Here is a 21,640-nt window from a genome sequence, read left to right on the forward strand (position 1 = left end):
CCATCGAGAGGCGTGCGGCCTACACCGCGGGCAGATGGCACGCAGGAAGCCCGGACTAATAAGATGGCATTGAAATCCCCCGCGTTTCGTAAAAAATTTCCGTTGTTGGTAACCGGCAGTCTGCTGGCCCTGCAACCTCTTGCCAGCTCATTCGTGGTTGCCGCGGAACAGTTCGACTGTTCAGTCTCTGCTGCGGGTGCCTGGGACTGTGCCCCAAAATCGCCAGCGGCGGTACTGCCACCGCGTCCTGCCCATGAAGGCAACGCAGTCAGCCCCACTGGCGAAACTACCGCCGAAAGCGGTTCCAGTGAAGACACCGGCGCCAAGCCTGTGCTCGTTACCGAGGCCAAAGGCCGCGGACTGAAGTCACGTAGCGCAGACTACAGTCACCTGGACTGGGTTCCACGCGAGAAGCTCACTGCAGCGCAATTGGCCGAAACCGGACCTTACTGCTCTGGTTCCTATATCGAACCGATTCGTCCCGGCATGAATGACACGACGAATAAAAGTGACGCTCCGACCTTTATTGGTGCCAAGGCCTCCCGCTATGACACGGAAAACCAGGTCGGTACGCTGGCCGGTGACGTGGTTATGCGTCAGGGCAGCATGCAAGTCGAAGCCGACGAAGCAAGCCTGTATCAGGCCGAGAGCCGTGGTGAACTGAGCGGCAACGTCCGTATTCGCGACAACGGCGCACTGCTCGTGGGCGACCATGCCGACGTGCAACTCGACACCGGTGAAGCCAAGGTCGACAACGCCGAATACGTGATGCACAAATCCCGTATTCGCGGTAACGCGCTGTACGCCAAGCGCGCCGAAAACGCGATCATCCGGCTCAAGGATGGTACGTACACCACGTGCGAGCCGAGCAGCAACGCCTGGCAGCTCAAGGGCAACAACATCACCTTGAACCCGGCCACCGGTTTCGGTACCGCGACCAACGTGACGTTGCGGGTCCAGGACATCCCGGTCCTTTACACGCCATACATCTACTTCCCGATCGACGACCGTCGCCAGTCGGGCTTCCTGCCCCCGACCATCGGCGCCGGCAGCGATACCGGCTTCTTGCTGGTTACACCGTATTACTTCAACCTGGCCCCGAACTACGATGCCACGTTGTACCCACGCTACATGAGCAAGCACGGCCTGCTGATGGAAGGCGAGTTCCGCTACCTGACCCCTTCCAGCGAAGGTCAGTTCGGCGCCGCGTATCTCAACGACGAAGACACCGAACGCAGCCAGCAGACCGACTACGAAAAAAACCGCTACATGTACAACTGGCAGCACAAGGGCGGCCTTGATTCTCGAGTTTTCACGCAAGTCGACTACACCAAGCTCAGCGACCCGTACTACTTCCAGGATCTGCAGACCGATCAAATCGGCGTGAAACCCGCCGACTACGTGAATCAGCAGGGCTCCGTCACCTACCGTGGCGACAGCTACACCGCACGCGTGAACGCTCAGGCTTATCAGCTGGCGACCGTTTCCGCCATCACGCCATATGACCGCCTGCCGCAGGTCACTTTCAACGGTGAGTTGCCTACTCACCCGGACGGGTTAAAACTCGACTACGAAACAGAAGTCGTGCGATTTGACCGGAGTCTGCAAAACGGTAACTTCACCAACGAAAACGGCAGTGTTTCTCCAGAACTGGACACCAACGTACAAGGCTTGGCGCGCGCTAACGGCGACCGCCTCAACCTTGCTCCGTCCATGAGCCTGCCGATGAACTGGACGTATGGTTTCCTGACACCAAAACTCAAGTACCAGTACACACAGTACCAACTGGATCTGGACAGCATTGGCAAAAGCCAGATTGCCGCCCAGACTGCGCAACAGGACCAGCTGAACGGCACCTTTGGCAGCAGCCAAAGCCGTAGCGTGCCGATCGCAAGCATCGACAGCGGCCTGTATTTCGATCGCAACACCCAATGGTTCGGCAAAGACTATCGTCAAACCCTTGAGCCGCGCCTGTACTACCTCTATGTCCCTCAGGTGGACCAGGAAAACATTCCTGTTTTCGACACCAGTGAATACTCTTTCAGCTACGCGTCGCTGTTCCGCGACAACCGCTTCTCCGGCTCCGACCGCGTCGGTGACGAGAACAAGCTGTCGCTGGGCGTGACCAACCGCTGGATCGAAGACGATGGTTTCGAACGCCAACGCATCGCCGTCGGCCAGGCCATGTACTTCAAGAATCGCGAAGTCCAGTTGCCGGGTATTGATCCCAAAACCCTTCAGTCCGCGAACGCCAACGTTTCACCTTATGCGCTGGATTACGAATATCGCTGGAACCGCGATTGGCGCACCACGGCCGACTACAACTGGGACCCGGACAGCCACAGCCCTCGCTCGGGCAGCGCAATGTTCCACTACCAGCCGGAAGACAATCCGAACAAGATCGTCAACGCCGGCTATCGCTATCGTAATGACCAGATCCTCTACAACCAAAGTACCGGTAAATGGCAAGTTGGCGGCGACTATGGAACCCCTGGCCAGCCAGGCTTCGTAAAGGACTACTACAAAATTGTACAGCACGACTTCTCGGTGATGTGGCCGATCGTGCCGCAATGGAACGCCATCAGCCGCTGGCAGTACGATTACAACCAAAACCGCACACTGGAAGCCTTCGGTGGTTTCGAGTACGACAACTGCTGCTGGAAAATGCGCCTGATCACTCGTTACTGGATTTCTTATGACGAACTCAGTCAGCAAGCTCCGCAAAACGAAAAAGGCGACCACGGCATATTCCTCCAAATTGTACTGAAGGGACTCGGCGGCCTCACCGGCGCCAAAGTAGAGAGTTTCCTCGACAAAGGCATCCAAGGTTATCGTGAACGTGAAAACCAAGCTTTCTGATTGTCTGCGCCCGCTGATGCTGGGCGCGCTGTTCCTGGGTACCGCTGCCAATGCCGCGGTAGAGTCCATCGATAAAGTGGTGGCCATTGTCGACAACGACGTGGTCATGCAGAGCCAACTGGACCAACGTGTCCATGAAGTTCAGCAAACCATCGCCAAACGCGGCTCTGTCGCGCCGCCGACCAGCGTGCTGGATCAGCAGGTGCTTGAGCGTCTGATCGTCGAAAACCTGCAACTGCAGATTGGCGAACGTTCGGGCATCCGCATTACCGATGAAGAACTCAACCAGGCTGTCGGCACCATTGCCCAGCGCAACAACATGACGGTGGATCAATTCCGCGCCGCGCTGACTCACGACGGTCTGTCTTACGACGACGCCCGTGACCAGATTCGCCGCGAGATGATCATCAGCCGTGTGCGTCAGCGTCGTGTGGCCGAGCGCATCCAGGTCTCCGAGCAGGAAGTGAAAAACTTTCTCGCTTCCGATCTGGGCAAAATGCAGCTCTCCGAAGAGTTCCGCCTGGCCAACATCCTGATTCCTACACCGGAAAGCGCCAACTCCGACACAATTCAGAATGCCGCCAAACAGGCAGATGCTGTTTACCAGCAGCTCAAGCAAGGCGCCGACTTCGGTCAGTTGGCCATCGCCAAATCCGCCAGCGAAACCGCACTGGAAGGCGGCGAAATGGGCTGGCGTAAAGCCGCTCAGTTGCCACCTCCGTTCGACCGCATGCTGAGCACCATGGCTGTCGGCGACGTCACTCAGCCAATGCGTACTCCGGGCGGCTTCATTATCCTGAAGATCCTCGAGAAACGTGGCGGCGAGACTCAGATGCGTGACGAAGTGCATGTTCGTCACATCCTGGTCAAACCGAGCCCGATTCGCGACGAAGAAAAAACCAAGGCCCTGGCCCAATCGCTCTACACCCGTATCGAAGCGGGTGAAGATTTCGGCGATCTGGCGAAAAGCTACTCGGAAGACCCGGGCTCCGCCCTCAACGGTGGCGACCTGAACTGGGTCGACCCGAACGTACTGGTTCCTGAATTCCGCGAAGTGATGGCCAAGACCCCACAAGGCCAGCTGTCCAAGCCGTTCAAGACCCAATATGGCTGGCACGTCCTGGAAGTCCTTGGCCGTCGCGCCACTGACAGCACCACCCAGGCCCGTGAACAGCAAGCGATGACCGTACTGCGTAACCGCAAATACGACGAAGAGCTGCAAACCTGGCTGCGTCAGATCCGTGACGAAGCGTACGTAGAGATCAAACTCCCTGGTGCAAGCCAGGCAGCACAGTGAAACGTTTTGCGCTGACACCCGGCGAGCCGGCCGGCATAGGTCCTGACCTGTGCCTGCTGCTCGCCTCGAAAGCCCAGCCATACCCCCTGATTGCCATTACCAGCCGCGACCTGCTCCTTGAGCGGGCCGCGCAACTGGGCGTGGTTGTCGACTTGCTACCGGTAACGCCGGACGCCTGGCCAGATATTCCCGCGCCCGCCAACAGCCTGTATGTCTGGGATACGCCACTCAACGCGCCGGTCATCGCCGGGCAGCTGGACAAAGCCAATGCGGCTTTCGTTCTGCAAACCCTGACGCGTGCGGGCCAAGGCTGCCTGGACGGGCATTTCGCCGGCATGATCACCGCCCCGGTGCACAAGGGCGTCATCAACGAGTCTGGCATCGCCTTTTCCGGGCACACGGAGTTTCTCGCCGACCTGACCCATACCGCGCAAGTGGTGATGATGCTCGCCACACGCGGATTGCGCGTGGCGCTGGTCACCACACACCTGCCCCTTCGCGAGATTGCCGATGCGATCACGCCGGAGCGACTGGAACGGGTCACGCGAATTTTGCACAGCGACCTGCAACAAAAATTCGGCATCGCCCAGCCACGCATCCTGGTCTGTGGGCTCAACCCCCATGCCGGTGAAGGCGGTCACCTGGGCCATGAAGAAATCGACATCATCGAACCTACCTTAGAGCGCCTGCGCGGCGAGGGCATGGACCTTCGCGGTCCCCTGCCCGCCGACACTCTGTTCACCCCCAAATATCTGGAGCACTGCGACGCGGTGCTGGCGATGTACCACGACCAGGGCTTGCCCGTGCTGAAATACAAAGGCTTCGGCGCAGCCGTCAACGTGACCCTGGGCTTGCCGATCATCCGCACGTCGGTCGACCACGGCACTGCCCTGGACCTGGCCGGCAGCGGCAACATCGACACCGGCAGCCTGCAAGTCGCCCTGGAAACCGCCTACCAGATGGCCGAGACCCGTTTATGACCGAGCATTACCAACACCGGGCGCGCAAGCGTTTCGGCCAGAACTTCCTCCATGATGCCGGTGTTATCGACCGCATCCTGCGCTCCATCCACGCCAAACCCGAAGACCGCCTGCTGGAAATCGGTCCGGGCCAGGGCGCGTTGACCCAAGGCCTGCTCAACAGCGGGGCCCAGCTCGACGTGGTGGAACTGGATAAAGACCTGATCCCTATCCTCAATCAGCAGTTTGCCGGCAAGAGCAACTTCAACCTGCACCAGGGCGACGCACTGAAGTTCGACTTCAAAAGCCTGAACGCCGCGCCAGGTAGCCTTCGCGTCGTTGGCAACCTGCCATACAACATTTCCACGCCGTTGATTTTTCATCTGCTGCATAACGCCAGCCTGATTCGTGACATGCACTTCATGCTGCAAAAGGAAGTGGTCGAGCGAATGGCGGCAGGTCCTGGCGGTGGTGACTGGGGTCGCCTGTCGATCATGGTTCAGTACCACTGCCGGGTTGAGCATCTGTTCAACGTTGGCCCGGGCGCGTTCAATCCGCCGCCGAAAGTCGATTCCGCCATCGTGCGCCTGGTGCCCCACGCGGTACTGCCGCATCCAGCCAAAGATCACAAAGTGCTGGAACGCGTCGTTCGCGAAGCCTTCAACCAGCGCCGCAAGACCCTGCGCAACACCCTCAAACTGCTGCTGAGCAATGACGAGATCACAGCCGCCGGCGTCGATGGCAGCTTGCGTCCCGAGCAACTTGATCTGGCAGCCTTCGTGCGCCTGGCCGACAAGCTCAGCGAACAGGTCCTACACAAGCCTGCGGATATCTGACAGACCGCAGGCGTTATCGGGTAGGACACCAGCGCCTATGTCTGGTTTACTACCCGATACTTGGCCTAGACTGAGTTCTATCAGCTACGCCCCGCGTCCCGCTTCGTTTTTAAGGCCTCTTGCATGTCCGATCCTCGTTATCAGGTCGACGTCAGCGTCGTCACCCGCTATCTGGCAGAACAATCGCAACCCGAGCATGAACGCTTTGCCTTCGCCTACACCATTACCGTGCACAACAATGGCGAGTTACCGGCCAAGCTGTTGTCGCGGCACTGGGTGATCACCGATGGTGACGGGCATGTCGAGGAAGTTCGCGGTGCCGGCGTCGTTGGCCAGCAGCCAGTGATTCAAGTGGGTGAGAGCCATACTTACAGCAGCGGCACCGTCATGACCTCCAAAGTCGGCACCATGCAGGGCACGTATCAAATGATTGCCGACGACGGTAAGCACTTCGACGCCATTATCGCGCCATTCCGCCTGGCGGTGCCCGGAGCCCTGCACTGATGGCGACGTATGCCGTCGGTGATTTGCAGGGTTGCCTTGAACCTCTGCAATGCCTGCTCAAGCAAGTCGCCTTTGACCCTGCCCGCGACAAACTGTGGTTGGTAGGCGATCTGGTCAACCGAGGCCCGCAGTCGCTGGAAACCTTGCGCTTCCTCTATAGCATTCGCGACTCCCTGGTGTGCGTGCTCGGCAATCATGACCTGCATTTGCTGGCCGTCGGGCATAACATTGAACGCCTGAAGAAAGCCGACACCCTGCGCGAGATTCTCGACGCTCCGGATCGCCCGGAACTACTGGATTGGCTGCGCCGGCAAAAGCTCATGCATTACGACGAACAACGAAACATTGTCCTCGTGCATGCGGGCATACCGCCACAGTGGTCGCTGCGCAAGGCATTGAAATGCGCCGCCGAAGTCGAAGACGCCCTGCGTGACGATAACCGTATCACCCCCTACCTCGATGGCATGTACGGTAACGAGCCCACGAAATGGAACAGTGACCTCACGGGTGTCGAGCGCCTGCGAGTAATCACCAACTATTTCACCCGGATGCGTTTCTGCACCCGCGAAGGCAAACTCGACCTCAAGGGCAAGGAAGGCATCGACACCGCGCCACCGGGTTATGCGCCATGGTTCAAGTACAAGGAACGCAAGACCAAGGGTCTGAAAATCATCTTCGGCCATTGGGCAGCCCTTGAAGGCAAGTGCGACGAACCAGGCATTTTTGCCCTCGATACCGGTTGTGTCTGGGGTGGCGCGATGACCCTGATGAACGTCGACACCGGCGTCCGCCTGCAGTGCAAATGCGACGATCACGGCCGAACTCTACCGCCAGTCGCACCCTCCATTTCCGAACAAACGTCAGCCAACGCCCGGCGCTAGACTGCGCATTCAGCCGAGCCACAGGAGCCCGCCATGAGCGAATTCAAACGTATCCCCCCAGAGCAGGCCCAGGCCCTGCGTGAACAAGGTGCCGTTGTCGTCGACGTCCGCGACCCGGCGACCTTCGCTGCGCTGCACATCAGTGGCTCGAAGCATCTGGACAACCACTCGCTGCACGCTTTCATCCAGGGTGCAGACCTTGATGCACCGACCGTGGTGGTCTGTTATCACGGCAACTCCAGCCAGGGCGCTGCCGCCTACCTGATCAGCCAGGGCTTTTCCGACGTCTACAGCATGGACGGTGGTTTTGAGCTGTGGCGTACGACTTATCCTTCGGAAACCGCGCAAGGCAGTTCCGAATAATTTTTTTGTAACGTGCAAGCCCCAGCCCCCGCGGGCTTGCGCGCAGGCAGACGAACGGTCTGCCACAACTAATTACGTATCTCGCCTTTACCTCCCGGATTCCGAACTATCCTTAAGCGCAGGCCATCCAAAACAGGGGAGAGCCGGTACACCGGCGCACGGATCATCGGGAGTAGCTTTTGGGGTAGTCAGCTCCGAAAGAGTTCTGGGGGGTAAACAGCGACCGCCTGTTCGGTTGCTGCCAGCATCGACTGAATGATCCGGCGTCGGCTCCACGTATCGAGCGAGGTGACGTCATGAGTATCTTTAGCCACTTCCAACAACGCTTCGAGTCCACACGCCAGGAAGAACTCTCGTTGCAAGAGTATCTTGAGCTGTGCAAACAGGATCGTAGCGCCTATGCCTCCGCCGCTGAGCGGCTATTGCTGGCCATCGGAGAGCCGGAGCTGCTCGACACCTCGACCAACTCGAGACTGTCGCGAATCTTTTCCAACAAGGTGATCCGCCGCTATCCGGCCTTTGAAGACTTCCACGGGATGGAAGAATGCATCGACCAGATCGTGTCGTATTTCCGCCATGCCGCACAGGGCCTGGAAGAGAAGAAACAAATCCTTTATCTGCTCGGCCCCGTCGGTGGCGGTAAATCGTCCCTGGCCGAGAAGCTCAAACAGCTGATCGAAAAGGTGCCCTTCTACGCGATCAAGGGCTCGCCGGTTTTCGAATCCCCCCTGGGTCTGTTCAACGCCACTGAAGATGGCGCGATCCTCGAGGAAGACTTCGGCATTCCCCGGCGCTACCTCAACACCATCATGTCGCCATGGGCGACCAAACGCCTCGCCGAATTCGGCGGTGACATCAGCCAGTTCCGCGTGGTGAAACTCTATCCGTCGATCCTTAACCAGATCGCCGTGGCCAAAACCGAGCCGGGAGACGAAAACAACCAGGACATCTCGGCGCTGGTGGGCAAGGTCGATATCCGCAAACTGGAAGAATTCCCACAGAATGACGCCGACGCCTACAGTTACTCGGGTGCCCTGTGCCGGTCCAACCAGGGTTTGATGGAATTCGTCGAAATGTTCAAGGCACCGATCAAGGTGCTGCACCCATTGCTGACCGCCACCCAGGAAGGCAACTACAACAGTACCGAAGGCCTGGGGGCGATTCCGTTCACCGGGATCCTGCTCGCTCACTCCAACGAGTCGGAATGGCACACCTTCCGCAACAACAAGAACAACGAAGCCTTCATCGACCGGATCTATATCGTCAAAGTACCGTACTGCCTGCGGGTCAGCGACGAAGTGAAGATCTACGACAAGCTCTTGTTCAACAGCTCGCTGGCCAAGGCCCATTGCGCGCCTGACACCCTGAAAATGCTCGCCCAATTCACCGTGCTCTCGCGCCTCAAGGAACCGGAAAACTCCAACATCTACTCCAAGATGCGCGTGTATGACGGCGAAAACCTCAAGGACACCGATCCGAAGGCCAAGTCGATCCAGGAATACCGCGACAACGCTGGCGTCGACGAAGGCATGAACGGCCTGTCCACCCGCTTCGCGTTCAAGATTCTGTCGAAAGTCTTCAACTTCGACCCGCACGAAATCGCCGCCAACCCGGTGCATTTGCTCTACGTGCTGGAACAACAGATCGAACAGGAGCAATTCCAGGCCGAAACCCGCGAACGCTACCTGCGCTTCCTCAAGGAATACCTGGCGCCGCGTTATATCGAATTCATCGGCAAGGAGATCCAGACCGCCTACCTCGAGTCGTACAGCGAGTACGGCCAGAACATCTTCGATCGCTACGTGCTGTACGCCGACTTCTGGATCCAGGACCAGGAATACCGCGACCCGGAAACCGGCGAGATCCTCAACCGCGTAGCGCTGAACGAAGAGCTGGAAAAAATCGAAAAACCGGCGGGCATCAGCAATCCGAAAGATTTCCGCAACGAGATCGTCAACTTCGTACTACGTGCCAGGGCCAACAACAACGGCAAAAACCCGACCTGGCTCAGCTACGAAAAACTGCGGGTGGTCATCGAGAAGAAAATGTTCTCCAACACCGAAGACCTTCTGCCGGTCATCAGCTTCAACGCCAAGGCCAGCAAAGAGGACCAGCAAAAACACAACGACTTCGTCACACGAATGGTCGAACGCGGTTACACCGACAAACAGGTACGACTGCTGTCCGAGTGGTACCTGCGGGTCAGAAAGTCCCAATAAGGGAGCTGCAAGCGGCAAACGACAACTTACCGTCACAAGCGCGCAGTTTGCGTAGTAATTGTGGCCATATGTCGCACGCCGCTTGTTTCTGAAGCTTCTGTCTTGCAGCTTGAAGCTTATGACTCGAAGCTCCCCGGAGGGCCTATGAGCTATGTGATCGACCGACGTCTCAATGGCAAGAACAAGAGCACGGTGAACCGTCAGCGCTTTCTGCGGCGGTACCGTGATCACATCAAAAAGGCCGTCGAAGAGGCCGTCAGCCGCCGCTCCATTACCGATATGGAGCACGGCGAACAGATCAGCATCCCCGGCCGCGACATTGACGAGCCGGTGCTTCACCACGGGCGCGGCGGCAAGCAGACCGTCGTGCACCCGGGCAATAAGGAATTCACCAGCGGCGAGCACATTGCACGTCCGCCGGGAGGTAGTGGCGGCAGAGGCCCCGGCAAGGCCGGTAACTCGGGCGAGGGGATGGACGAATTCGTCTTCCAGATCACCCAGGAAGAGTTTCTGGAGTTCATGTTCGAGGACCTTGAGCTACCGAACCTGGTCAAGCGCAACCTGACGGGTACCGACACCTTCAAGACCGTCCGTGCCGGGATCAGCAATGAGGGCAATCCGTCGCGGATCAACATTATCCGTACCTTGCGCTCGGCCCATGCACGACGAATCGCCCTGTCCGGCAGCAGCCGGGCAAAATTGCGCGAAGCAAAAGACGAACTGTTGCGACTTAAGCGCGATGAACCGGATAACTTCGGCGATATTCAGAAAATCGAAACCGAAATCGAAAAGCTCAGTGCGCGTATTCATCGCGTGCCGTTCCTCGATACGTTCGACCTCAAGTACAACCTGCTCATCAAGCAACCAAACCCCAGCTCGAAGGCAGTGATGTTCTGCCTGATGGACGTCTCCGGCTCGATGACCCAGGCGACCAAGGACATCGCCAAACGCTTTTTCATCTTGCTGTACTTGTTCCTCAAGCGTAACTACGAAAAGATCGACGTCGTCTTCATCCGCCACCACACCAGTGCCCGGGAAGTCGATGAGGAGGAATTTTTCTACTCTCGCGAGACCGGTGGCACCATTGTTTCCAGCGCCTTGAAACTGATGCAGGAAATCATGGCAGAGCGCTATCCAAGCAATGAGTGGAACATCTACGCCGCCCAGGCCTCCGACGGCGACAACTGGAACGACGACTCGCCGATCTGCCGCGACATCCTGATCAACCAGATCATGCCGTTCGTGCAGTACTACACTTATGTTGAGATAACCCCGCGCGAACATCAGGCCCTATGGTTTGAGTACGAACGCATCGCCGAAGCCTTTTCCGACACTTTTGCCCAGCAACAACTGGTCTCGGCCGGGGATATTTATCCGGTCTTCCGTGAACTCTTCCAGCGCAGGTTAGTGACATGACCGCCAAAGAGCAGAAGCGCCAACCCATTTCTACCGGCTCCGAATGGACGTTCGAGCTGATCCAGGCCTACGACCGCGAAATCAGTCGTATTGCGGCGGGCTATGCGCTCGACACTTACCCAAACCAGATAGAGGTGATCACCGCCGAACAGATGATGGACGCCTACGCCTCTGTCGGCATGCCACTGGGTTATCACCATTGGTCCTATGGCAAACACTTCCTTAGCACCGAGAAATCCTACAGCCGAGGCCAGATGGGGCTGGCCTACGAGATTGTGATCAATTCCGACCCGTGCATCGCCTATCTGATGGAAGAAAACACCATCTGCATGCAGGCCTTGGTGGTGGCACACGCCTGCTATGGCCATAACAGCTTCTTCAAAGGTAACTACCTGTTCCGCACCTGGACCGATGCCAGCTCGATCATCGACTACCTGGTGTTCGCCAAGCAGTACATCATGCAGTGCGAAGAGCGCCACGGCATCGACGCGGTGGAAGACCTGCTCGATTCCTGCCACGCATTGATGAATTACGGTGTTGACCGCTACAAACGCCCGTATCCGATTTCGGCGGAAGAAGAACGTCGTCGGCAGAAGGATCGAGAGGAGCATTTGCAGAAACAGATCAACGATCTGTGGCGGACCATTCCCAAGGGTGCTGACAAGTACAGCGACAAGGACAATGCGCGCTTCCCCGCCGAACCTCAGGAAAATATCCTCTATTTCATCGAAAAACACGCGCCACTGCTGGAGCCATGGCAGCGGGAAATCGTGCGGATCGTGCGTAAGATCGCCCAATACTTTTATCCACAACGTCAGACCCAGGTGATGAACGAGGGATGGGCCACGTTCTGGCACTACACCCTGATGAACGACTTGTACGACGAAGGCCTGGTCACCGACGGCTTCATGATGGAGTTTCTGACGTCTCATACCAGCGTGGTCTATCAGCCCGGCTTTGACAGCCCGTACTACAACGGGATCAACCCCTACACGCTGGGTTTTGCCATGTACCGGGATATCCGGCGCATGTGTGAAAACCCGACCGAGGAGGACTACCGCTGGTTTCCAGAGATTGCCGGCACCGACTGGCTGTCGACCATCAAGTTCGCCATGAGCAGCTTCAAGGATGAGAGTTTCATCCTGCAGTACTTGTCTCCGAAGGTGATCCGCGACCTGAAGTTGTTCAGCATTCTCGATGACGACCAAAAGGACGATCTGCTTGTGCCAGCGATTCACGACGAAGATGGCTATCGCACCATTCGGGAAACCCTGGCGGCGCAGTACAACCTGGGCAATCGCGAACCCAACGTGCAGATTTACAGCATCGACCGGCGCGGCGACCGCTCACTGACCTTGCGTCACCAGCAGCACGACCGCAAACCCTTGGGAGAGTCCACCGAGGAAGTGCTCAAACACCTGCACCGCCTCTGGGGCTTCGACATCCACCTGGAAACCCTGCAAGGAGACCAGGTGATGAAAACCCACCACGTACCACCCAGAGGTGAACACAGCGAAGGCGAATACGGTCGACTGGACCTGGCCGTCATCCACCTTTGATTCTGTTTCTGCCTCCGGAAGTTCGACGCAAAGGTTATTCTGTCGAGCTAACGGAGGTTTTTTATGCAGATTTATAAAGTCGGCGGGGCCGTACGCGATCGCCTGCTGGGCAAACCTGTCACCGATATCGACTGGGTTGTGGTCGGCGCCACTGCCGAAGACATGCTCGCCAAAGGCTTTCGTCCAGTGGGCGCAGACTTCCCTGTGTTCCTTCACCCAAAAAGCGGTGAGGAATACGCCCTGGCCCGGACCGAACGTAAAAGTGGTCGCGGTTATGGCGGCTTCACTTTTCACGCCTCCCCTGAAGTCACCCTTGAAGAAGACCTGATTCGCCGCGACCTGACAATCAATGCCATGGCCGAAGACGATCAACAAAACCTGACCGACCCCTTCCATGGCCAACTCGATCTCGAAGCGCGGCTGCTTCGTCACGTTTCCCCTGCTTTCGCCGAAGATCCACTCAGGGTTTTGCGTGTTGCACGCTTTGCCGCACGCTATGCCGGCCTGGGCTTTACCGTAGCCCCGGAAACGCTTGAGCTAATGCGCCAGCTCAGCGAGTCAGGCGAACTCGAAGCCTTGACCGCAGAACGAAGCTGGAAAGAAATTTCCCGCGCACTGCTGGAAGACCAGCCTCAGGTGTTTATCGAAGTGCTGCGCGAGTGCGGCGCACTCAAAGTGCTGATGCCGGAAGTCGACGCGCTGTTTGGCGTTCCGCAGCCTGAAGCCCATCACCCGGAGATCGACACCGGCGCGCACACCCTGAGCGTACTGGAGCAAGCAGCGCTGCACAAACAACCGCTGACTGTGCGCTGGGCATCCCTGCTGCATGATCTGGGCAAAGGACTGACGCCGGAGGAAGAATGGCCACGCCATATTGCCCATGAACACAAAGGGCTGAAGCTGATCAAAGCGGTCAACGAACGCTTCAAGGCGCCGAAGGATTGTCAGGAACTGGCGCTGCTGGTAGGCCAATATCACACGCACGGCCATCGTGCCCTGGAGCTGAAGCCGTCAACCTTGCTTGAGTTGTTGCAGAGTTTTGATGTTTACCGCCGGCCGCAGCGCTTCGAAGAGTTCATCGCCGCCTGCGAGATGGACGCTCGAGGGCGCAAAGGGCTGGAGCAGAGAAGTTATCCACAGGCGGATTATTTGCGCGGGGCGGCTTCGGCGGCACGGGGTGTGGCGGTTCAGCCATTGCTGGAGAAGGGATTTAAAGGGCCAGAGTTGGGCGAGGCGATCAAGCGTGAGCGTCTAAAGGCGCTGAAAGCTTACAAAGAGGCGGCGTCTGTTTAAAAGCTTCGCGAGCAGGCTCGCTCCCACAGGGGTCAGCGCCAACCATGTGGGAGCGAGCCTGCTCGCGAAGACGTCAGTCAGGTCACAACAAATGCGCAGGGGTTAACGGCTGCCCACGCCACTCAAACGCCACCGGCGCCAACACCTGATCAATCTGCGCTTCAGCCCACAACGTCGCAAAGCTCTTGCCTACGCCCGGATGCACACGATCCGGCGCAATCAGCGACAGCGGCCACAGCACAAAGGCATTTTTCAGGATTTCTGCGCGCGGCAGAATCAGACCATCAAAATTGCCCACCAGATCGCCGAACAACAAAACGTCAATGTCCAGCGGCAAACCCTTGCGGTCCGGCGCATAACGGCCATTGTCCGCTTCAATGAATTTCAGTCGCCGGTCCAGCTCCATCAGTGGCAGATCGGTAAAACCCGACACCACGAAATTGAAGAACGGTCCGCTCTTGATCCCTACTGGCTGGCTTTCGAACACCGCGGAGCAGCGTATATCCGCCAAAAACCCCGACAAGGCTTCCAGGCCGGCCTGTAAATGAGTTTCACGCCCGATATTACTACCGAGCCCGAGGTACACCTGAGTCAGCGACATCCGCGCTCGATCTCCACGCCCACGCCACCCGTGGCAGCCGGAACTGCACCTGGCTTGGTCAGCTTGAGGCGCACCCAGGTGATCTGGAATTCGCTCATCAGCACCTCGACCAGACGCTCGGCAAAAGTCTCGACCAGCTGAAACTGTGCCTGCTCGGCAAAGGCCTGGATACGCGACGATACGCTGGCGTAATCGAGCGCCAGGGTCAGGTCATCGCCCGCCGCTGCCGGGCGATTGTCCCAAGCGAAGCTCAGATCCAGTCGCAAGCACTGTCGGATGCCTCGCTCCCAGTCGTAGGCACCAATCACGGTGTCGACTTCCAGGCCCTCGATAAACACTCTGTCCAAGCACTTTTCTCCACTGCACGACAAGGGCGCAATGCGCCGTTAGAATCAGGGCGTCCTCGCCCGGAATAGTTAGCATGTTTTGGTTATTGGCGACCCTCGCCTACCTGCTCGGCTCTCTGTCCTTCGCCATTTTGCTCAGCCGCCTGACCGGTAACCCCGATCCGCGAATGGGTGGCTCAGGCAATGCCGGTGCCACCAACATGTTGCGCCTGGCCGGCAAAAAACTCGCCGTCCTGACCTTGCTCGGCGATCTCTGCAAAGGCCTGCTGCCAGTGCTAATAGCAGGTCTGGCGGGGTTTTCGCTTCAAGAACAGGCCTGGATCGGCATCTGCGCCGTCATCGGCCACCTGTTCCCGCTGTACTTCCGCTTTCGCGGCGGCAAGGGTGTTGCCACCGCTGCCGGCATGCTGCTGGGCCTCTATCCACCCGCCGCCTTGCTCGCGCTCTGTGCCTGGCTGCTGACGTTTTACCTGACCCGCACCAGCTCACTGGCCGCATTGATCGCCACACCGCTGACCCTACCGCTGCTGGCCTGGCAGGCACCGGCGGCACTGCTGCCCATGAGCGCGCTCACGGGCCTGATCGTCTGGCGTCATCGCGGCAATCTACGCGACCTGTTTGCCGGGCGCGAACGGCATTTTTAAATACCGACGTGAGCGCCGCTCATCACAACCCTGACAACTGCTCCATCGGCCAACGCGCCTGAACACTGATCGCCAGGCTTTCGTGCTGACCGGCCTGTAAGCGCTGGCAGCCGGCAAAAGCAATCATCGCGCCGTTATCGGTGCAAAACTCCGGACGGGCGTAAAACACATCGCCTTTCATGTCGCCGAGCATTTTCTCCAGGGAAGTGCGCAGGGCCTTGTTGGCGCTAACGCCTCCAGCGATCACCAGACGCTTCATACCGGCCTGTTTCAAGGCACGCTTACACTTGATGGTCAAAGTCTCCACCACGGCCTGCTGGAACGCCAGCGAGATGTCGCAACGGGCTTGATCGCTGTCGTCCCCGGCGCTGACGCACTGCTGCCAGGTGTTCAGGGCGGAGGTTTTCAAGCCACTGAAGCTGAAAGCCAGCCCTGGACGGTCGCACATCGGACGCGGGAAGAGGAAACGTCCTGCAACGCCCTGCTCCGCCAGTCGGGCGATTTCCGGCCCCCCCGGGTAATTGAGGCCCATCATCTTCGCAGTCTTGTCGAACGCTTCACCGGCGGCATCGTCGAGGGTCTCGCCCAAGAGCGTGTACTGACCGATCCCGTCGACCTGAACCAGCTGCGTATGACCACCCGACACCAACAAAGCGACGAACGGAAATTCTGGTGGTTGCGACTCCAGCATCGGCGCCAGCAAGTGACCTTCCATGTGGTGCACACCCAAGGCCGGAATGCCCCAGGCAAAGGCCAGTGCCTGAGCGCAGGAAGCGCCCACAAGCAGGGCTCCGACCAGGCCAGGACCCGCCGTGTAGGCGATGGCGTCGATTTCGGTAGGCACGCAGTCAGCCTCGGCCAACACCTGACGAATCAAGGGCAGCATGCGCTTTACATGATCGCGCGAGGCCAGCTCCGGCACCACACCGCCATAGGCACGGTGCAGGTCGATCTGGCTGAACAGCGCGTCGGCCAGCAGGCCGCGTTCACTGTCGTAAAGTGCGACACCGGTTTCGTCGCAGGAGGTTTCTAATCCCAGTACTAGCATGGGTTTGCGCCTTGTTTAGGCTGAATTCGAAGGCGCGCATAATAGTCGTCACGTGATGCCCCGACCAGCGGTTTTCGATCAGAGGCTTTGCATTCCGAGCGATGAGGGGTTAACATCCGCAACCCTTAAAAACCGACGTCTTCAAGTGCTCTTTTGCCACGAGGATGTTGACCCCGGTAATGAATGAAGGTAGCTCTGGATGCCAGCCGTCAAAGTAAAAGAGAACGAACCCTTCGACGTAGCTCTGCGTCGTTTCAAGCGCTCCTGCGAAAAAGCCGGTGTACTGGCTGAAGTTCGTAGCCGCGAATTCTACGAGAAGCCGACTTCTGAGCGTAAGCGCAAAGCAGCAGCCGCTGTTAAGCGTCACGCAAAGAAAGTTCAGCGCGAACAGCGCCGCGCCGTTCGTCTGTACTAATACACAGACGTTCGTAGCAAGCTTCTGCCAAGCCCGGCCCTCAGCCGGGCTAATGGCATTTGCGGAATACGCTTGATGTTTCATCGTCAAAGCCGCAGACGCGACCGAGACAAATCTGCTTCACAGCGTCAGACCTGGCTCTTTTGCCAGCAGTGCACGTCTTTTCTGACGAGCCTTTCAAGGCTACTGACGAGCACACCCACTGATTCCTCTCACGACGATCAGCCCAAGGCACCTTCTTGCGTGCCCGCTTTTGAGCTATCCGGGGCCATCGACTGGCCGTAGCGGATTCAGCGAAACACTTTCAAATAGTCGAATACTGATTGTGATTAACGTCAGTGGATTTTCGGCAGATACACTTCCCGACAGCGATAACGCAGACGACACTGGTCGAGCCGCACATTTTGCGTGCCTCAAACAACGACCCGCGCTTGGCCGCCTTTCGTTTCGGGTCCATTTCAGCGCAGATGACGAGAACGCCATGGCCGGGCTAATTCCCCAGAGCTTCATTGACGACCTTCTGAACCGCACCGACATCGTCGATGTGGTCAGCTCGCGCCTGCAAATGAAAAAAGCCGGCAAGAATTACACTGCCTGCTGCCCGTTCCACAAAGAAAAAACCCCTTCCTTCAGCGTCAGCCCCGACAAACAGTTCTATTACTGCTTCGGTTGCGGCGCTGGCGGTAACGCCCTCGGCTTCATGATGGACCACGACAACCTGGATTTCATCCAGGCCGTCGAAGAACTGGCCAAAGCCGCCGGCATGGAAATCCCCCGCGAAGAAAGCGGCCGACCGCACAAACCGCGGCAGCCCACCGATTCGCCGCTGTACCCACTACTCACCGCCGCCGCCGACTTTTACCGTCAGGCACTTAAAAGTCACCCATCGCGCAAAGCAGCGGTGGATTACTTGAAAGGTCGTGGTCTGACAGGCGAAATCGCCAGAGACTTCGGCCTCGGCTTCGCCCCACCCGGCTGGGACAACCTGTTCAAGCACTTGAGCAGCGACACCCTGCAACAAAAAGCCATGGTCGATGCCGGCCTGCTCATCGAGAACGCCGAAACCGGTAAACGATATGATCGCTTTCGCGACCGCGTAATGTTCCCGATCCGCGACAGTCGCGGGCGCATCATTGCTTTCGGCGGCCGGGTACTGGGCGACGACAAGCCAAAATACCTGAACTCACCGGAAACCCCGGTATTCCATAAAGGCCAGGAACTCTACGGTCTTTATGAAGCACGCAAGAATAACCGCAACCTCGACGAAATCATCGTCGTCGAAGGCTACATGGACGTCATCGCGCTCGCCCAGCAGGGCCTGCGAAACGCTGTCGCCACGCTAGGCACAGCCACCAGCGAAGAGCACTTGAAGCGACTGTTTCGCGTCGTGCCCAACGTGCTGTTCTGTTTCGACGGCGACCAGGCCGGCCGCAACGCCGCATGGCGGGCACTGGAAGCTACCCTTCCCTGCCTGCAAGACGGGCGACGGGCACGTTTCCTGTTCCTGCCCGAGGGCGAAGATCCGGATACGCTGGTCCGCTCCGAAGGCACCGATGCTTTCCGCGCGCGAATCAACCAGCACGCGCAGCCGCTGGCCGATTATTTTTTTCAGCAACTGACCGAGGAATCGGACCCGCGCTCGCTCGAAGGCAAGGCCCACATGGCCACCCTCGCCGCGCCGTTGATCGACAAGGTTCCCGGCGCAAACCTGCGCATCCTGATGCGTCAGCGCCTGACCGAAATCACCGGCCTCAGCGGTGAAGCCGTCAGCCAACTGGTGCAAAGCGCACCCCAGGAAGCCCCTCCAGCTTACGATCCAGGCATTGATTACGACGCAATGCCGGATTACAGCGACTACCATCAGCCGCAAGCACAAGAGATGTACGTGCCGCAGCAGGAATGGACGCCGAAAAAGCCTGGCGCTGGCGGCAAAAAATGGGACAAGAAACCCTGGGACAAGAACGGCAAGCGCGGCGGTGATCGCGATCAACCCCGCGCGCCGCGTGTGCCGGCCGCTGTGGAGCCGCCGACCCTGGCCGCCTTGCGCACTTTGCTGCATCACCCGCAACTGGCCGAGAAAGTCGAGGATGCCGGGCACTTCGCCGCCGAGGACCATACCAACACTCAGCTGCTGGTGGCCCTGCTCGAAGCCGTACAGAAGAATCCCAAGCTAAACTCATTTCAGTTGATTGCACGCTGGCACGGTACGGAGCAAGGACGTTTGCTCAAGGCGCTGGCGGAAAAGGAATGGCTGATTGATGGAGATAACCTTGAACAACAGTTTTTCGACACCATTACTAGCTTGTCAGCCCGCCAACGCGAGCGAAACCTGGAACAACTTCTTAGAAAAGCACGTCAAAGTGAACTGAGTGCCGAAGAGAAAAATCAACTGCGCGACCTTTTAAGTCGCAATGTTTCCGCAACAAGCCCGACCTCAACTGGCGCGTGAGGTCATAGCTCAGGTATAATCCTCGGCTTGTTTTTTGCCCGCCAAGACCTTCAGTGGATAGGGTGTTATGTCCGGAAAAGCGCAACAGCAGTCTCGTATCAAAGAGTTGATCACACTTGGTCGTGAGCAGGGTTACCTGACTTACGCGGAGGTCAACGACCACCTGCCGGAGGATATTTCAGATCCGGAACAGGTGGAAGACATCATCCGCATGATCAATGACATGGGGATCAACGTATTCGAGGTTGCGCCAGATAAGGATTCCCTTATGCTGGCCGACGCCGATACCGACGAAGCCGCGGCCGAAGAGGCAGCAGCAGCGTTGGCAGCGGTCGAGACCGACATTGGTCGCACCACCGACCCAGTGCGCATGTATATGCGTGAAATGGGTACGGTAGAGCTCCTCACACGTGAAGGCGAAATCGAAATCGCCAAACGTATTGAAGAGGGCATCCGTGAAGTGATGGGCGCAATCGCGCACTTCCCTGGCACGGTTGATCATATTCTCTCCGAATACACTCGCGTCACCACCGAAGGTGGCCGCCTGTCCGACGTCCTGAGCGGTTATATCGACCCGGACGACGGCATTGCGCCGCCTGCTGCCGAAGTGCCACCGCCTGTCGATCCGAAAGCCGTGAAAGCGGATGACGACACCGACGACGATGACGCCGAAGCGTCGACTGATGACGAAGAAGAAGCCGAAAGCGGTCCGGATCCGATCATCGCAGCACAGCGTTTTGGCGCTGTCTCCGATCAGATGGAAATCACCCGCAAGGCGCTGAAAAAGCACGGTCGTGGCAACAAGCTGGCTATTGCCGAACTGTTGGCCCTGGCAGAGCTGTTCATGCCGATCAAACTGGTGCCGAAGCAATTCGAAGGCCTGGTCGAGCGTGTTCGCAGTGCCCTGGATCGCTTGCGTCAGCAAGAGCGCGCAATCATGCAGCTCTGCGTTCGTGATGCCCGCATGCCGCGTGCCGACTTCCTGCGCCAGTTCCCGGGCAACGAAGTCGACGAAAGCTGGACCGATGCACTGGCCAAAGGCAAAGGCAAATACGCTGAAGCCATTGGTCGCCTGCAGCCGGACATCATTCGTTGCCAGCAGAAGCTGATCGCGCTGCAAACCGAAACCGGTTTGACGATTGCCGAGATCAAGGACATCAACCGTCGCATGTCGATCGGTGAGGCCAAGGCCCGCCGCGCGAAGAAAGAGATGGTTGAAGCGAACTTGCGTCTGGTGATCTCCATCGCCAAGAAGTACACCAACCGTGGCCTGCAATTCCTCGATCTGATCCAGGAAGGCAACATTGGCTTGATGAAAGCGGTAGACAAGTTCGAATACCGCCGCGGCTACAAATTCTCGACTTATGCCACCTGGTGGATCCGTCAGGCGATCACTCGCTCGATCGCCGACCAGGCCCGCACCATCCGTATTCCGGTGCACATGATCGAGACGATCAACAAGCTCAACCGTATTTCCCGCCAGATGTTGCAGGAAATGGGTCGCGAACCGACCCCGGAAGAGCTGGGCGAACGCATGGAAATGCCTGAGGACAAGATCCGCAAGGTATTGAAGATCGCTAAAGAGCCGATCTCCATGGAAACCCCGATCGGTGATGACGAAGACTCCCATCTGGGTGACTTCATCGAAGACTCGACCATGCAGTCGCCAATCGATGTCGCCACTGTTGAGAGCCTTAAAGAAGCGACTCGCGAAGTTCTGTCCGGCCTCACTGCCCGTGAAGCCAAGGTTCTGCGCATGCGCTTCGGTATCGACATGAATACCGACCACACCCTTGAGGAAGTTGGTAAGCAGTTCGACGTGACCCGTGAACGGATTCGTCAGATCGAAGCCAAGGCGCTGCGCAAACTGCGCCACCCGACGAGAAGCGAGCACTTGCGCTCCTTCCTCGACGAGTAATAACAAAACCCCCGGCCCAGGCCGGGGGTTTT

Annotated in this window: 18 protein-coding genes; 15 read left to right on the forward strand and 3 right to left on the reverse strand. The window is 58.1% G+C overall.

All coding sequences use genetic code 11. The features are described from left to right. The first annotated feature begins 63 nt into the window (after nucleotides 1-63). The 11 genes from AC1MDT_RS19515 to AC1MDT_RS19565 all read left to right on the forward strand — a co-directional run bounded on the left by AC1MDT_RS19515 (nucleotide 64) and on the right by AC1MDT_RS19565 (nucleotide 14,186). Nucleotides 64-2,859 (forward strand): LPS-assembly protein LptD, encoded by a 2,796-nt coding sequence (locus tag AC1MDT_RS19515; RefSeq protein WP_480418535.1) that lies wholly within the window; start codon nucleotides 64-66, stop codon nucleotides 2,857-2,859. Further along, a complete protein-coding gene (gene surA, locus AC1MDT_RS19520; protein ID WP_480418536.1) occupies nucleotides 2,834-4,156 on the forward strand; it encodes a peptidylprolyl isomerase SurA in 1,323 nt (440 codons plus the stop codon). The genes AC1MDT_RS19515 and surA overlap by 26 nt, the downstream gene beginning before the upstream one ends. Next, complete coding sequence (pdxA, locus tag AC1MDT_RS19525) at nucleotides 4,153-5,136, forward strand: 4-hydroxythreonine-4-phosphate dehydrogenase PdxA (RefSeq protein ID WP_480418537.1); 984 nt, start codon at nucleotides 4,153-4,155, stop codon at nucleotides 5,134-5,136. The genes surA and pdxA overlap by 4 nt, the downstream gene beginning before the upstream one ends. Continuing rightward, entirely contained in the window at nucleotides 5,133-5,951 is an 819-nt protein-coding gene (rsmA, locus tag AC1MDT_RS19530) for a 16S rRNA (adenine(1518)-N(6)/adenine(1519)-N(6))-dimethyltransferase RsmA (protein ID WP_414907909.1), read from the forward strand. The genes pdxA and rsmA overlap by 4 nt, the downstream gene beginning before the upstream one ends. 123 nt (nucleotides 5,952-6,074) lie before the next feature. Beyond that, a complete protein-coding gene (apaG, locus tag AC1MDT_RS19535; RefSeq protein WP_480418538.1) occupies nucleotides 6,075-6,455 on the forward strand; it encodes a Co2+/Mg2+ efflux protein ApaG in 381 nt (126 codons plus the stop codon). Further along, nucleotides 6,455-7,336 (forward strand): symmetrical bis(5'-nucleosyl)-tetraphosphatase, encoded by an 882-nt coding sequence (locus tag AC1MDT_RS19540; RefSeq protein ID WP_480418539.1) that lies wholly within the window; start codon nucleotides 6,455-6,457, stop codon nucleotides 7,334-7,336. Before apaG ends, AC1MDT_RS19540 begins: the two co-directional genes overlap by 1 nt. Before the next feature lie 33 nt (nucleotides 7,337-7,369). After that, nucleotides 7,370-7,699, forward strand: coding sequence for a thiosulfate sulfurtransferase GlpE (gene glpE / locus AC1MDT_RS19545; RefSeq protein WP_414907906.1), 330 nt, complete (start codon nucleotides 7,370-7,372; stop codon nucleotides 7,697-7,699). Nucleotides 7,700-7,995: 296 nt separating this feature from the next. Then, nucleotides 7,996-9,918 carry a PrkA family serine protein kinase gene (locus AC1MDT_RS19550; RefSeq protein ID WP_116265126.1) on the forward strand — a complete coding sequence of 641 codons (1,923 nt, stop codon included), beginning with the start codon at nucleotides 7,996-7,998 and terminating at the stop codon, nucleotides 9,916-9,918. A 144-nt stretch (nucleotides 9,919-10,062) separates the two neighbouring features. Then, the gene (locus tag AC1MDT_RS19555; RefSeq protein ID WP_480418541.1) at nucleotides 10,063-11,334 is read left to right on the forward strand and encodes a YeaH/YhbH family protein; all 1,272 of its coding nucleotides are present in this window, start codon (nucleotides 10,063-10,065) and stop codon (nucleotides 11,332-11,334) included. Further along, entirely contained in the window at nucleotides 11,331-12,893 is a 1,563-nt protein-coding gene (locus AC1MDT_RS19560) for a SpoVR family protein (protein WP_480418542.1), read from the forward strand. Before AC1MDT_RS19555 ends, AC1MDT_RS19560 begins: the two co-directional genes overlap by 4 nt. A 63-nt stretch (nucleotides 12,894-12,956) precedes the next feature. Continuing rightward, nucleotides 12,957-14,186: a multifunctional CCA addition/repair protein gene (locus AC1MDT_RS19565; RefSeq protein WP_480418543.1), complete on the forward strand. Its 1,230-nt coding sequence runs from the start codon at nucleotides 12,957-12,959 to the stop codon at nucleotides 14,184-14,186. 82 nt (nucleotides 14,187-14,268) lie between these two features. On the opposite strand, the gene folK is transcribed toward AC1MDT_RS19565, so the two are convergent. After that, nucleotides 14,269-14,787 carry a 2-amino-4-hydroxy-6-hydroxymethyldihydropteridine diphosphokinase gene (gene folK / locus AC1MDT_RS19570; RefSeq protein ID WP_480418544.1) on the reverse strand — a complete coding sequence of 173 codons (519 nt, stop codon included), beginning with the start codon at nucleotides 14,785-14,787 and terminating at the stop codon, nucleotides 14,269-14,271. Then, nucleotides 14,778-15,134: a dihydroneopterin aldolase gene (gene folB, locus AC1MDT_RS19575; protein WP_149416525.1), complete on the reverse strand. Its 357-nt coding sequence runs from the start codon at nucleotides 15,132-15,134 to the stop codon at nucleotides 14,778-14,780. The genes folK and folB overlap by 10 nt, the downstream gene beginning before the upstream one ends. Before the next feature lie 74 nt (nucleotides 15,135-15,208). Between folB and plsY the strand changes: the two genes are divergently transcribed. Next, nucleotides 15,209-15,778: a glycerol-3-phosphate 1-O-acyltransferase PlsY gene (plsY, locus tag AC1MDT_RS19580; protein ID WP_480418545.1), complete on the forward strand. Its 570-nt coding sequence runs from the start codon at nucleotides 15,209-15,211 to the stop codon at nucleotides 15,776-15,778. Nucleotides 15,779-15,800: 22 nt separating this feature from the next. Here the strand turns inward: plsY and tsaD are convergent, their stop codons facing one another. Next, nucleotides 15,801-16,826: a tRNA (adenosine(37)-N6)-threonylcarbamoyltransferase complex transferase subunit TsaD gene (gene tsaD / locus AC1MDT_RS19585; protein ID WP_480418546.1), complete on the reverse strand. Its 1,026-nt coding sequence runs from the start codon at nucleotides 16,824-16,826 to the stop codon at nucleotides 15,801-15,803. A 199-nt stretch (nucleotides 16,827-17,025) separates the two neighbouring features. Between tsaD and rpsU the strand changes: the two genes are divergently transcribed. From rpsU to rpoD, 3 genes are all read left to right on the forward strand, one after another. Further along, complete coding sequence (gene rpsU, locus AC1MDT_RS19590) at nucleotides 17,026-17,241, forward strand: 30S ribosomal protein S21 (protein WP_002551877.1); 216 nt, start codon at nucleotides 17,026-17,028, stop codon at nucleotides 17,239-17,241. Nucleotides 17,242-17,722: 481 nt separating this feature from the next. Next, nucleotides 17,723-19,690, forward strand: coding sequence for a DNA primase (gene dnaG / locus AC1MDT_RS19595; RefSeq protein WP_480418547.1), 1,968 nt, complete (start codon nucleotides 17,723-17,725; stop codon nucleotides 19,688-19,690). 67 nt (nucleotides 19,691-19,757) lie between these two features. Next, complete coding sequence (gene rpoD / locus AC1MDT_RS19600; protein WP_480418548.1) at nucleotides 19,758-21,608, forward strand: RNA polymerase sigma factor RpoD; 1,851 nt, start codon at nucleotides 19,758-19,760, stop codon at nucleotides 21,606-21,608. The last annotated feature ends 32 nt before the right edge of the window (nucleotides 21,609-21,640 follow it).

The organism is Pseudomonas sp. ASL7, from assembly GCF_056680375.1.